The organism is Paenibacillus cymbidii, assembly GCF_004764705.1.
Classification (GTDB): Bacteria; Bacillota; Bacilli; order Paenibacillales; family NBRC-103111; genus Paenibacillus_AN; species Paenibacillus_AN cymbidii.
Window position 1 is genome coordinate 62,671 of sequence record NZ_SHLX01000040.1, and the last position, 13,689, is coordinate 76,359.

General features: G+C 58.2%; 11 protein-coding genes. All 11 read right to left on the bottom strand.

Annotation, left to right across the window (positions count from 1 at the left end):
• Positions 1-47: 47 nt before the first annotated feature.
• A complete protein-coding gene (locus EXY20_RS34335) occupies positions 48-1,040 on the bottom strand; it encodes an ABC transporter permease (protein ID WP_135556947.1) in 993 nt (330 codons plus the stop codon).
• A complete protein-coding gene (locus EXY20_RS34340) occupies positions 1,033-1,971 on the bottom strand; it encodes an ABC transporter ATP-binding protein (protein ID WP_235886335.1) in 939 nt (312 codons plus the stop codon). Before EXY20_RS34340 ends, EXY20_RS34335 begins: the two co-directional genes overlap by 8 nt.
• 25 nt (positions 1,972-1,996) lie before the next feature.
• Positions 1,997-2,902: a GDSL-type esterase/lipase family protein gene (locus tag EXY20_RS34345; RefSeq protein ID WP_135556948.1), complete on the bottom strand. Its 906-nt coding sequence runs from the start codon at positions 2,900-2,902 to the stop codon at positions 1,997-1,999.
• A gap of 184 nt (positions 2,903-3,086) precedes the next feature.
• Positions 3,087-3,911 (bottom strand): methyl-accepting chemotaxis protein, encoded by an 825-nt coding sequence (locus EXY20_RS34350; RefSeq protein ID WP_235886336.1) that lies wholly within the window; start codon positions 3,909-3,911, stop codon positions 3,087-3,089.
• Between the two features lie 514 nt (positions 3,912-4,425).
• Complete coding sequence (locus EXY20_RS34355) at positions 4,426-5,193, bottom strand: sugar phosphate isomerase/epimerase family protein (RefSeq protein WP_135556949.1); 768 nt, start codon at positions 5,191-5,193, stop codon at positions 4,426-4,428.
• Positions 5,194-5,340: 147 nt separating this feature from the next.
• On the bottom strand, positions 5,341-6,495 hold the full coding sequence (locus tag EXY20_RS34360) for a sensor histidine kinase (RefSeq protein ID WP_135556950.1): 1,155 nt from the start codon (positions 6,493-6,495) through the stop codon (positions 5,341-5,343).
• Positions 6,488-7,180, bottom strand: coding sequence for a response regulator transcription factor (locus EXY20_RS34365; RefSeq protein ID WP_135556951.1), 693 nt, complete (start codon positions 7,178-7,180; stop codon positions 6,488-6,490). The genes EXY20_RS34360 and EXY20_RS34365 overlap by 8 nt, the downstream gene beginning before the upstream one ends.
• Positions 7,181-7,393: 213 nt before the next feature.
• Positions 7,394-7,696 (bottom strand): hypothetical protein, encoded by a 303-nt coding sequence (locus tag EXY20_RS34370; protein ID WP_135556952.1) that lies wholly within the window; start codon positions 7,694-7,696, stop codon positions 7,394-7,396.
• Between the two features lie 41 nt (positions 7,697-7,737).
• Positions 7,738-9,537: an ABC transporter ATP-binding protein gene (locus tag EXY20_RS34375; protein ID WP_135556963.1), complete on the bottom strand. Its 1,800-nt coding sequence runs from the start codon at positions 9,535-9,537 to the stop codon at positions 7,738-7,740.
• Between the two features lie 62 nt (positions 9,538-9,599).
• Positions 9,600-11,432, bottom strand: a complete 1,833-nt coding sequence (locus tag EXY20_RS34380) for an ABC transporter ATP-binding protein (protein WP_135556953.1) — start codon at positions 11,430-11,432, stop codon at positions 9,600-9,602.
• Between the two features lie 337 nt (positions 11,433-11,769).
• The coding region (locus EXY20_RS34385) for a dynamin family protein (RefSeq protein WP_207671382.1) at positions 11,770-13,689 on the bottom strand (1,920 nt) is incomplete at its 5' end.

Genomic DNA, 13,689 nt, shown 5'->3' on the forward strand with positions numbered 1-13,689 from the left:
CGAAAGTCCCGGGTTTTGCTTCGAAGTTTATCTTCATTTTGGTGGGTTTAGCTCAGCATGTCGCGCCGGGTGAAGACCGTAAAAGCTGTCGCCAGCGCCGCCAGCGCCCACACCGCTAGGACCATCAGCGAAAAGGTGAGGTCCATGCCCTCCACCGGCGGCGGCGAACCGGTCAAATAGCCGATCGTGTCGATATTTACCATAAATAAATATTTGGCCGTTTCCCACGAGGATGCCATATTGGTCAGAATCGTGCCGGCAATCAGCGTCGCCAGCATGATGCCGATACCGGCCGCCGTGCTGCGCACCAGCACCGACACCATCAGCGACATAAACGCGACGACAAGGCACGAGAACCAGGCAAGCCCGAACTCCATCAGCAAAAATTGCCATTGATGGATCGCATGTGCGTTTGCCGTGCTGACATCGGTGCCGGAGACGCTGAAGCCGGTCAATACCGGCGCGTTCCAGCCGCCGTAGCCAAACACCGCCCCGGAGATCAGGTAGGAGAGCACAACCGTCATCAGCAAAATCAGCGAAACGAACAACATCAGCGCCAGCGCCTTGCTCATCAGCACCCGCCATCGCCTGACGGGCCGCGTTAGCAGCAGCTTGATCGTGCCGGCGGTTTGTTCGCCGGAGACGATATCGGCGGCAAGCACGCCGACCATCAGCGGCAAAAACAGCGACAGCGCGTTTTTGGCGAAATCGCGCGTAAACGTGACGCCGCTCGGTACGTTCGGGTTGATGTTGTGTTCGAGCGAATATTTGGATACTTCCAGCGCAAATTGGAGATAACGTCGAAACTCGTCCGTCGTGCGCGGACTGCTGAGCCGGTCGGTGTAGCGCTGGATGTTCTGGAGCTCCGTCGCCCGCCAATCCGATGTGCCAAGCTGCTTGCGCGTTCGTTCCGCCACTTTCATCTGGCCGTATGTAAAGACGGGGATGAGGACAAGGATAATGAGCGCCACGACGAGGAAGCGGCGCTTCTTCAGCATTTTCACCGTTTCGTTCTGGACAAGCGGATACAGGCTAATCAATGGTCTCCCCCTCCGTCAGCCGCAGAAACAGCTGCTCCAGCGTCACGTGCTGCACCGTTATCGCGTAAACGTCGACACCGGCGGCGACCAGCCGGCGGTTCGCTTCGGGGATGCGCTCGCGGCTCATGCGCACGCGCAGTTCGCCGTTGCCGGCGGCGGCGGTCTCCGCTTCCTCCGCCGTTACGCCGTCGCAAGCGAGCAGCGTCTGCCGGCCCGGCTCGAAAGGCTCGAACCGCCAGGCGACCGTAGGCTCCGGCTCGCGGATCAGCTCCTGCACGTCGCCGACGGCAATGACGCTGCCGTGGCTGATGATCGCGACGCGGTCGCACATCAGCTGGATTTCGCTCAGCAAGTGGCTCGATACGAACACGCTGATGCCGCCGGCCGCAAGCGTACGGATAAACTCGCGCATTTCCTTGATCCCTTGCGGATCGAGCCCGTTCGTCGGCTCGTCGAGAATGAGCAGCTTCGGACGGCCGAGCAGCGCTTGGGCGATGCCTAGCCGCTGGCGCATGCCGAGCGAATACGTTTTCACTTTGTCGTGGATGCGCTGGTCCATGCCGACGATCGAAACGACTTCATGGATGCGGGCTTCGCCAATGCCTTCCAGCATGCGCGCGAAATGCTCCAGGTTCTCCCAACCGGTCAAATACGGATAAAGCTCGGGGTTTTCGACGATGCAGCCGACATGGCGCAGCGCCTCGTCCGGCTTGTCCTTCAAGGGGACGCCGCAGATCGATATCGTGCCGGTTGTCGGCTTGATCAAGTCGACCAGCATGCGGATCGTCGTTGTTTTGCCGGCGCCGTTCGGACCGAGGAAGCCGAATACTTCGCCCGCCCGGACCTCGAACGAAATGCCTTTGATGATATCCTTGCGCTTGATCCGCTTCGTCAATTGCTCCACGGCAAGCACGATGCTTGCTTCCGCCACGCCGCCCGCCTCCTTCGCCCGATGGTTACGGCACCAGCACTTGCGCCACACGTTCGGCGATCCGCTCATAGCCGCTTTGATTCGGATGGAAATGATCGTCATATAAAAATTTCGTCCCGCCAAACTGGAACAAATCGTAAGTCGGCACAACCGTCACGTTCGGATACTTGTTGGCCGTACGGATCGTCGCGTCGTTCCACTGCTGCAGCAGCAACGAGCCTTGCCGCTGCGGATCGAGGTCGAGATAAGGATGGTACAGGCCGACATACACGATGCGCGCCGTCGGATTAATCGCGGCCAGCTTGGCGACGATCGAATCGAACCGTTTGGCGATATCCGGCAGCTTGCCCGCCACCCTGGCAAAGTCAAAATCGGCGGCCATCACCTGTTCGCCGCTCGCATTGTTCGGTTTGGCCGCATCCGCCGCCGCGGCGGCCGGAGACGGGCTTGCGCTTGCCGTACTGCCAGCAGCGGCGCCGGCTTGCGCCGATCCGGTCAACAGCTCGTTCAGATCGTTGCCGCCGATCGTAAACACGATCACATTCGCCTGCTTGATCAGCGCCGCCAGCGGACCGGACGGGTCGAGCCGCGGATCGAGCTGGGAGGCGCGCAAGCCGTTTTCGGCATAATTTTGCACGTAGACCGGCTTGTCCTGCGCCGCTTCGAGCTTCTTCTTCACTTTGCCGACGTAGCCTTCGCCCGTCGTATCGCCGAACCCTTTGGTCAGCGAGTCGCCGAGCGCCACGATGCGGATGTCGTCGCCTGCCGCCGTTTCCTCCTTGGGCGGCGGCGTGCCGGCCGGAACGCCAAACGACGACGGCTGCGGATACAAAATGTCGTGAATCGCATAAACGAAACCGCCGGCAAACAACAGCAAAGCAAGCAAGCCGATCAAACCTGTCGTCCGCCACAACCATCGCGTTCCCCGCATGGATGTCCTCCTTAGGCTGCTTTTGTTGCGCTTGATGAAACTTCGTCCCTGGCTGGTTGCCGCGGGCCATGCTTTTCTTTAGAGTAAAGGTTCGCGTCCATTTTTGCAAATGCACGTATCGGAAAAAGACCGGTACGCGCGTGTCCGGCGTCCGGTCCTTCTGCTTGCGCAAAACGGAAAACGCTTATTGCGGCGTACGTGCCGCCTGCAAAATGTCGTCCGCCGAAGCCGCCACATGCTCGTAAGCGGCCTGCAGTTCCTTAATGCTGGCTACATGTACGCCAAACTTGGCGGTAATGCCGCGAATGTCGGCGTTCATCCGTTTGACGGCGGCTTCGATGTTGTCCAGTTCGCCGTCGATCGAAGCAGCGGAGCTTTTGCTCTGCTCCGCCATCTTGCGCACTTCGCCGGCGACCACATTGAAGCCGCGCCCGTGCTCGCCGGCCCGCGCCGCTTCGATCGCCGCGTTCAAGCCGAGCAGATGCGACTGTTCCGACACTTCCTTGACGAGTTGCGCAATCGAACGAATGTTGTCCAGCTCGCGCAGCACCTGCTCGGATTCCGCGGCCAGCGCACGCACCTGCTCCGCCATTTCCGCCGATGCGCCGGCCAGTTGTTCGGTCGTGGCCGTCATCTGTTCGGCGGACGCCGCCAAATGCTCGGATACGCCGCGCAGCGTCGTCATTTTGGCCGTGGTCGTGGAAACGGTCAGCGCGCCGACAATTTCGCCGTTCTCCCAGATCGGCGTAGCGGTTGCCACATACGGGAAGCCGAACGCCTCCGGCCCACGCTCCTCCCGCAGCGTTGTTTGCGCGTTTAGCGCCTTCCGGGTGATCGAGTTCGGGATGGCGTCGATCGGCGTCCCCATCGGGAAGTTCACCGCAAGCCCGGGGATCGACAAATACCCGATAAACTTCTCGCGATCGGTGATCGCAATGATGGAATCGTCGGCGATCGCTTTCTGATATGTCTCCATCGTCTCCAAAAACATGTGCAGCTTGCCCGTCACGATCGTCACCTCGCCGATGAATGTTTGCTATCGTTCCTCTCGGGACGATTCGCATGTCCGCTTGCGCGTCTATCCATTATATCGGCGACATTTCGGGTCGCATGTAGGCCTTGGGAGGCGCCTTCGGAGCCGCAGGCAAAATAATTTTCACCAAAAGCATCTCTCGTTTTCCCGATTCTTCCCATGATGACGCGCCATTCTCCCCTCCGCCAACTCCCCCTTGCCAAATAAGCCATGTTTTCTTGCCTATTTCGCCAAAAACGGGCCGTCCATAGGAAATAGCCAGTGATTTCACTGGCTATTTCGCTTGAAATACCGATCGGAAAGCGATCTGGGGGAAATAACCAGTGTTTTCACTGGCTATTTCCGCCTAACCAGGCGATATCGGGCGAATAGGCCATTTTTCATTGGCTATTCCGGTTGCCGAGCAATAAACTTGGATATGTGAAAAGCCCCGATACCGCGATCGCGATAACGGGGCTTTGGCGACGATGCGTCCGGCCTGAACCGGTGCTTATTTGCCCACCAGTTGATCGGCCAGCTTGTGAAGGTTGGTCAGGCTGATTTGCAGACTGTCCATCGGGTTGCCCGGGCAGACGTCCTGCTCGACCGCGTACCATTCGATGCCGCTGCGCTCGCCCCAGGTGAGAATCGGCGCAAAGTCGATCGAACCGGTGCCGATTTCGGCAAACGTGCGGCGGTCGTCGTTCGTCATGTCCTTCAAGTGAATGACAGGCATCCGATTCGCATACGGCGCGATGAACGCCAGCGGGTCCTGGCCGCCTTTCTTCACCCAATAAACGTCCACTTCCGCCAACAGCGCGTTGTCCGCCGTCGGCGCAAGCAAGTATTCGAGCGCCGATACGCCGTCCACCGTCGTATCGAATTCGAACGCATGGTTATGGTAGCTGATCCGGTAGCCTTGCGGCGCCAGCTTGCGCGAGATGTCGTTCAGCGCGGCGCGGAAGCTGCGGTAGCCTGCTTCATTGCGCATCGCTTCCGGCAGCGACGGCACGATCAAATCTTTCGTGCCGAACAGATCGGCTTCGCGCAGCACCTCGGCCTGATCGTTCGTAATCCGGTCGAACGAAATGTGCACGCCGGCCGTGCCGAGCCCGGTTTCCTTCAGAACGGCGGCGATATCTTCCGCCTTGTACCCGCGCAAGCCGGAAATTTGCACGCCGGCCCAGCCCATCTTCTTCACCTCGCGCAGCGTACCGAAAAAATCCTGCTCCAGCTCATTGCGAAGCGTATACAATTGTGCGGCGAACTTATGTTTCATGGTAAGTTCATCTCCTCTTTCTAGTTTAAAATGATGAATTCCAATTATTATGCACACGTTAACATTAACAGTGTAAAAAAATCGCCGTACGAAGTCAACCTTCTTTCAGATTCCATCGAACCGGACGACGAAAAAAGCAAAAGCTTTTTACAAGCTTGAAGTGTGACCGGCAGCGGCCGATCCGGAAGCCGCTTCATCCGCATCGCACCGGGGCAGCTCGATCGTGAACGTAAAGTGGCCATTCTCGTGTGTCAAATCAAGCTTGCCGCCGTGCAACAACACAATGTTTCGGGCGATCGAAAGCCCGAGACCTGCTCCCGCCGGCATGAGCGGATCGGTTCTCGAAGGCTCCGCCTTGTAGAACCGCTCGAACAACAGCTGTTCCTGCTCCTTCGCAATCGGGTTGCCCCAATTTTCCACGGCCAGAAAGACGTTTGTTCCCTTTTCCTCCAGGCTTATCGCGATGTTTCCGGGCCTCAAGGAAAACTTGAGCGCATTCACGAGCAAATTGTCGAGCGCACGAACGAATCGTTCCGGATCGATGCGGCACCAATAAGCACGCTCCTCCCGATTCATCGTTACCTTGAGCCCGCTCTCCTGCGCGATCGGTTCAAATTCATTGCCGACTTGAGCGAGCAGCCCGCCCACATCGACCTTCCGCAGGTCGAGCTTAACGTCGCCGCCCGTCAGGCGCGTGTATTCGAACAAGTCGTCGATCAGCTTCTTCAGTTGCTGCGTTTTCTTGGACGCGTTGTCGATGTAGCGCCGATGCGCCGCCATGTCCTCGTAGCGATCCGTTTGAAGTAAATTCAAATAGCCGATAATGCTCGTAAGCGGCGTACGCAGATCATGCGACACGTGCGTGATCAGCTCCATCTTCGACATTTCCGTCCGCCGCTCCCTCGCCATCGTGTCCTGCAACTGCTCGGCCATAAAATTGATATTTTGCGCGATTGCGCCGAGTTCGTCCTGGCGTTTCGCGGGGACGCGCGTTTCCATATTTCCCTGGGCAATTTTCATGAGTCCTTCGGAAAGGATACGCAAGTAGCGGACGGTGCCGCGCATAAGCAGGAAAAAAAACAGCAAAAAGAAGAACAGATAAAAGACGAGCGTCAGCGTCGTGTCAACGAAATCGGGCATAAACGATAAATAGTAACCCACGACCGAAGTGACGTTGGTTAAGTAATAATCAATCATGTTCGTAACGATCGCCATCATCGCGAAGCTGGCCAGAATCGATCCGAGCATTTTGAAGCGGATGCTGCGATTCCAGTTGAGCGAAGTCAGCAGATGTTTATTCAACTTTGTAGCCGACCCCCCATACCGTCTTGACGAACCGAGGCTCGCGCGGATTGTCTTCGATTTTCTCGCGGATGTTGCGAATGTGCACCATGATGGTGTTATCGGACAAAAATTTGTCTTCCTTCCACACCAGCTGATAAATTTGCTCCACATTGAACACTTGGCCGCGGCGGCCTGCCATCAGCTTCAGAATCGCGAATTCGATCGGCGTCAGCGTCACGTCGCGATCGCGCACCGTCACGAGATGACGCTTCGTATCGATTGTCATGTCGTCGATTTCGATAACGTCCGATTCTCCGCCGGCAGGAACGCCTCCGGCAAAGGTCGCCCGCCGCAGCTGCGCCTTGACCCGCGCGATCAGCTCCAGCGGATTGAACGGTTTGGCTACATAGTCGTCGGCGCCCGTGGTCAAACCGGTTATTTTGTCGATATCCTCGCCTTTTGCGGACAGCATGATGATCGGCACTTTGGTGAATGTCCGCAATTTCAGACACGCTTTAATGCCGTCGGTTCCCGGCATCATCACGTCCAAAATGATCAAATCGACCGCTTCTCGCCGCACCGCTTCGATCGCTTCCGCCCCGTCCGTGGCCACAATGACGCGATACCCTTCGTTACGCAAATAAATCGCAATGACGTCGCGAATTTCCGGATCGTCGTCCGTTACCAGAATGTTGACCGTCACATCGGATCTCTCCTTCGGCTCCTTCTTTTGCGAACGAACAGCCGGATGATCGAAACAACCCTGCAATTAGCACGACCCCAGCCAAATCTGAAGACGCGCGTCGCTGGCCGTCATTCGGCAGCGCCTCGGTCTTTTCGGGCATCTGCTTCGCCGCGGCGGAGCACCCTTATTTTTGCATATGCGCACCGATTCTTGCAATAACCGATTCCCGTCTTACAGCTCATGCGCCGCTTTCCCCTTTCCGAGACGCCGGTTCGTCAGGAGTGCATCCAAACGATTTACGAATGCGAAAAGCAGTTCAGCCAGCATAATGGCGCCGGCGCCATCGAGCATCGCAGATTGCTTGACGTAAATGAAAGCCTCAGTGCGCCTTGTTTTTCCGATGACCCCATTGTAATGGACAAATGTGCGGATCAAACGATGAAAACTCTGAAGGAATTCTGAAGTTTGAGTAAATTTCCAATAAAGGTGAACGCAAAAAAATGGCGGGGCAGCCCCCGCCATTTCCTCCATCATTCCGGCTGGCGCAATCGCCAGCCGCTTCTTTTCCCCAAACCTTAGCCCGCTTCGCTCAAAAACTTGTACTGCGCCTGAATGAGCCCGTAGTAAATGCCTTGCTTGTGCATCAGCTGCTCGTGATCGCCGACTTCCATAATTTTGCCGTGGTCGAGCACGACAATTGCGTCCGCGCTGCGAATCGTCGACAGCCGGTGCGCCACGATAAACGAGGTGCGTCCGACAAGCAGCGTCTTCAGCGCTTCCTGGATTTTCAGCTCGGTTTCGGTGTCGATGCTGGCCGTCGCCTCGTCGAGAATCAGAATCCGCGGATTGGCCAGCAGCGCCCGCGCGAACGACAGCAGCTGACGCTGCCCCATCGACAGCACGTTGCCGCGCTCCTGCACTTCCGTATCGTAACCGTGCGGCAGCGCCGCGATGAAGTCGTGCGCATGCACCGCACGCGCCGCCTGTTCGACTTCCTCGTTGGTGGCGTCAAGCCGACCGAACCGGATGTTGTCGCGAATCGTACCGGAGAAAATGAACGTGTCCTGCATGACGATGCCGACTTGCGAGCGCAAGCTCTGAATCGTCACGTCGCGAATATCGTGACCGTCGATGACGACCTTGCCCTGCACCGGATCGTAAAACCGGCTGAGCAGGTTGATGATCGTGCTTTTGCCGGAGCCGGTGTGGCCGACAAGCGCAATCGATTGGCCGGCGCGCACGTCCAGGCTGATGCCTTTCAACGCCGGACGCCCTTTTTCGTATTCGAACACAATATGGTCGAATTGGATATTGCCTTCGATCGGCGGCATCTCGATCGCCGTTTTCTTCTCCGCGACCGTCGGCTGCTCGTCGATGAATTCGAAGATGCGCTCCGACGAAGCCATGGCGACCAGCAGCTGCGAATACATTTGGCCGAGCCGGTTGATCGGATCCCAGAAATGACCGATATACGTGGCGAAACCGACAAGCACGCCAATCGAAATTTCGCCCGTTTGCACCAGGTGCGCGCCGTACCAGAACAGAACGCAGTAGCCGATCGCGCCGGTCACTTCAATCAGCGGACCAAACGACTGGTTCAGCCGCGACGCTTTATCCCACGACTTGCGGTTGTCCATGTTCATTTGATCGAAGAACCGCAAGTTTTCTTTTTCCTGCGTGAACGATTGCGTCACTTTCATGCCCTGGATGCTTTCGTTCAAGTGCGCGTTCAGCCGCGACTGCTTCATCCGCACCCCTTGCCACGCCAGCCGGATTCGCTTGCGCAGCGACGTCGACACGAGAAACATCAGCGGTACCGTAATAATGATCGCAAGCCCCAGCTTCACGTTGAACATCAGCAAAATGACGATAATTCCGAGCAATTGCACGCAGTCGATCAACACGTTGACGACGCCGTTCGTGAACAGATCCTGCAGCGAGTTGACGTCGTTCGTGATGCGTACGAGCACCGAACCGGCCGGTCGCTTGTCGAAGAAGCGGAACGACAGGCTCTGGATATGGCTGAACAGATGCTTGCGCAAATCGTAAATGACTTTCTGGCCGATCGTGTTCGTATAGCGGATTCTATAGTTGTTCGCCAGCCACTGGATGCAGTACACGGCGATCATGATGCCGACAATCGTAAACAGTTTGCCGGTATCGCCTTTCAGAATCGCTTGGTCGATCGACATCGTGATGAGATACGGAATCGCCAGCTTCGTCAGTGTAACGAGCAGCATACTGATGAGCACGACCGGCAGCAGTTGCCGGCTGTACGGTTTCAAATACAACCACAACCGCCTGACCTGCCCCCAGTTGAACGGCTTTTCGATCGTTTCGTCGTCCTGGTAAACGAAGCGTTCGTTTTTGCCCATTTCGGCTTTGGGCGATTGCGAAGCCTGCTCTTTGGCCGTTTGCGCGTTTTCCTTGTTCCCGCTCAATTCGCCAACCTCCGTTCCTGCATCCGGTGCTCAAACGACACGACGCGTTCGTGAGCATGCTCCGGCTGTTCCGCCGCGCCGGTTTCTTCCGAATTTACCGGACGGTCGGCGTATTGGATTTTGTACGTTTCCAAATAAGGGCCTTGCTGCTTGATCAGTTGCTCGTGGGTGCCGCGCTGCACCACTTTCCCTTTATCCAGCACGATGATTTCATCGGCGTGACGCAAGGAAGAAATGCGGTGGGCGATGATGAACGTCGTCCGCCCTTGCATCAGCTCGCGGAAGCCGGCCTGAATCTCGTGCTCCGTTTCCATGTCGACGGCGCTCGTTGCGTCGTCGAGAATCAAGATGCGCGGATCCTTGAGCAGCGCGCGCGCAATCGCAATCCGCTGCTTCTGCCCGCCGGACAGCCCCATGCCGCGTTCGCCGACGATCGTATCGTAGCCGAGCGGCAGCTCCATGATGAAGTCGTGCGCCTTGGCCAGCTTGGCCGCCTTGATAATCGCATCCATCGAAATATCGCGGCTGCCGTATGCGATATTGTTGCGGATCGACGACGAGAACAGGAACGTCTCCTGGAACACGGTCGCGATTTGGCGCCGCAGCGGTTCAAGCTTCAAATCCTGGATGTTGATGCCGTCGATCGTCACTTTGCCTTCTCTGACGTTGTAGGCGCGCATGAGCAGCTGAATGACCGTCGATTTGCCGGCGCCCGTGCCGCCAAGCAAACCGATCACTGTACCCGGAGGCGCGTCGAGCGACAGATGGCTCAGCGACGGCGGTTGCTCGGAGTACGCGTATGTAACGTCCTCGAAGCGCACATGGCCTTTCATCACGCCGTCCGGAAAGTCTTTGGCGTTCTCCTTGTCTTTCACGTGCAAGTACTGGTGCAAAATTTCCAGGATTCGCTCGCCGGCCGCTTTTGACTGCGTATAGTTGTTGATCTGGAAGCCAATGCCCCACAGCGGGCTGATAATGTAGTAGATCATGCTGAAAAAGGCAACGAGCTCGCCTGTCGTCATCCGGTCGTGGATGACCATGTAGCCGCCGGCTCCAAGCAGCACGATGATGCTGATGTTGGCGAGCAGCTCCATCGCCGGGAAGTAGGACGCCCAGATGGTCGACGACGCCACGTTCGTGTCGCGGTAATCGTCGCTGCGCCGGGAAAACTTGTCGATTTCGTGCGGCTCGCGGGCGAACGATTTGACCGTGCGCACGCCGGTGATGTTCTCCTGCACCGCCGTCGTCAGGTCGCTCATCGCCCGGCGAATGTTGCGGAAGGCCGGATGGATCTTGCCTTCGAAGCGAATGGCCGCCACCGCGAGGAACGGCATCGCCACCAGCGTCATGAGCGTCAGCTGCCAGTTGATCGTCAGCATCATCGTAATGCCGAACAGAAACATCATGCCGACGTTGAGCAACTGGGCGAAGCCGAAGCCGATGAACTGACGCATCGCCTCAAGGTCGGCGGTAAGGCGGGACATGAGATCGCCGGTTCTTGCCTTGTCGTAATATTGGAACGATAACACTTGCAGCTTATCGTACAGCGCGTTGCGCATGTTGTAAGCTACCCGGTTGCCGAGTTGTCCGCCGAACAAGCCTTGCAGAAACATGAAGGTGCCTTTGATCGAAACGACCAGCACAACGAGCAGCGCCAGTCCGGCCACCTTGCCGTACTCCCCTTTCGCAATGACGTCGTCGATCAGGTAACGAAGCAAATTCGGATACACGAGACCGAGTGCCGTCGCCAGCGTCAAAAAAGCGATTTGCCAAAACAAAAACTTGCGGTCGTTCCAATAAAACTGTTTCAACTGCTTAAACACGTTCATCTTTCGTTCCTCCCCGATTTCTGGCGAAAATCGCCGAAATCCCGGCATTTGGCTACTGGCGTTATGCAGATCGGTCTTTCAAATGATGATGCCTGTGACGCCAAAATCTAACATTGTGAATCTTTTATGAATCTTATCACCCTATGTACAATGCGGCAATGAGTAGAAACGGGCATAAACTCGGTTACGTTCGGCTGAGCCAATGAAAAGGGGAGTCAATCTGCGCCAATCTTTCAAATGGTCCGAATCCCCCGGTATGGAAGCGGTTTCTGTCGGTTTCGCACAAAAAGGGACCGGAGGAAAGCGCCTGGCTTTCCGTCCGGCCCCGAAAGGGCGTCTACTCTTGTTCCGGCGAGGCGATTAATTCGTCCAGCGCCGCCCGCGTGCGTGCCAATCCGGCCAGGTCGACGCGCATCTCCAGCGCCGCTTTCCGGCTCGCCGCATGCTCAAAGGCCGCCTCCAGCACCTGCTCCCGCTGCCGCAACAATTCCGCCGCCAGACGCTCGGCGTAATACGCGGCGAACTGCTCCGCATGCTTGCGCATGTAAGCGTCGATCGGCTCCATCAACTTCGCTTCCAGTTCGGTCCGCAGCCGATCCTTGCCTCCGTTCTCGAAAAATTGCCGCCCGCTGCGATAAAAGCCGGCCAGCCACTTCTCGTCGGCTTTGGCCGCCAGCGTTTCGTCCACTTCCGGTGTCGGTATCGCCGCCATGGCGTCGTCCTCCTGCCGGAACGTTGCGAGCGCCTCGCGAACGGCCGCGGTCGACTCGTTCTTGCGCGTCGCCAGCAGGCGGCGCATCTTGTTCTCGACGCGCAGCGTCGTCGCAAGCAGCTCCTGCGACAGCTGGTACGACAACAGCCGCTGCAGCTCGAGCATGCAGCCGCGCATCGCCTTGCGCATGTCGCGGCCGTCGTCCTGCAACGCGGAAGGATGGAACGACATCGTGAAAAAGTCGCCGAAGCGGAACATCGTCCGCTGTTTGACATAGTGCAGCAGCTCGTCGATTTCCTGCAGCAGCTCGGGTGTGCGGTTCTCCTCCGCCCACAGCCGCTCCAGACCGGCTATCGCTTGCCGATGGCTGTTCTCCAGCGTCAGCAGCCGGCGCGCGCGTTCCTCTTCGCCCGCTTGCGCGCTTTCTATCCAGTCGTCAAGCTCAAGGGCGGCGCGGCCCATCTCCAGCTCGGCGGCGCGAATGGCGATATCGCTCAGCTCGCCGACCGTAAAACGAATGAAATCGCGCTCGAACGCGGCGATGCCGGATGCTTCGGCGAGGGCCGCGTTGCCGTTTTGTTTGGCTTCGACCGCCTGCTGGCTCGACAGCGGGTAAATGCGCGCCTTGCGGATGCCATGCTGCAGCAAGTTCGCTTCCACGTGCGCGACGACCGCTTGCAGCTCGTCGCGACTTGACGCCAGATCGGCGGCGTTGACGACGAAAAACATTTTGTCCAGCTCGAAGCTGTCCTTGACCCGGCCAAGCTGAAGCAGAAACTCGCGGTCCGCCTGCGAAAACGCATGGTTGTAATAGGTCACGAAGAGGATGACGTCGGCGTTTTTGATGTAGTTGAAGGCGACGCCCGTATGCCGGGCGTTGATCGAATCGGCGCCGGGGGTATCGACGAACGTCATGCCCTGGCGCGTCAGCTCGTTGTCGTGCGCAAGCGCAATCGTTTCGACGAAGCACGATTTCTGTTCGTCGGCGACGTAGGAGGCGAATTCCTCCTGCCGCACGACGAGCTCCTGTCCGAACAGCGGCTGCGCCGTCGCGAAGCCGCGCTCGACGGCCTTTAGGAACGAATAATGCGGCTTGCCGCCCGCCGCCACGCGTTCGGGACGCAGCGCGGCAATTTCGCGCAAGGCGGATGCCCAGTCGCTGCACGGCTCGCCGAGTATGTCGAGCGAGTGCTTCACTTCTTCGAACACGACAGCCTCCGGCTTCATACGCACCCGGGCCGCATGGTTCGGCAGCGACTCGCCCGGCGGCACGATCGTATTGATCGCCGCCGTCGTCGGATTCGGCGACACGGGCAACAGACGTTCGCCGATCAGCGCGTTGGCGAACGACGACTTGCCGGCGCTGAACGCGCCGAACAGCGCAATCGTGAAGCGGCTGTCCGCCAGCCGCTCGGCTTTGCTCTGCAGCGACAGCGCCAGCGACTGCATCGCCGGCACGCCGGCGACAAGCGCCGCCGCGCGGCGCACGCGCTCCGCCGTGCGCGCGAGGCGCGACGCGCCGGCTGCGGCGAGGCCGGCGCCGGG

Excerpts from the sequence above, each read along its gene's own strand:
- EXY20_RS34345 (WP_135556948.1), bottom strand. The coding sequence starts at position 2,902 with ATGCGGGGAACGCGATGGTTGTGGCGGACGACAGGTTTGATCGGCTTG.
- EXY20_RS34355 (WP_135556949.1), bottom strand. The coding sequence starts at position 5,193 with ATGAAACATAAGTTCGCCGCACAATTGTATACGCTTCGCAATGAGCTG.
- EXY20_RS34370 (WP_135556952.1), bottom strand. The coding sequence starts at position 7,696 with ATGATGGAGGAAATGGCGGGGGCTGCCCCGCCATTTTTTTGCGTTCAC.
- EXY20_RS34375 (WP_135556963.1), bottom strand. The coding sequence starts at position 9,537 with ATGGGCAAAAACGAACGCTTCGTTTACCAGGACGACGAAACGATCGAA.
- EXY20_RS34380 (WP_135556953.1), bottom strand. The coding sequence starts at position 11,432 with ATGAACGTGTTTAAGCAGTTGAAACAGTTTTATTGGAACGACCGCAAG.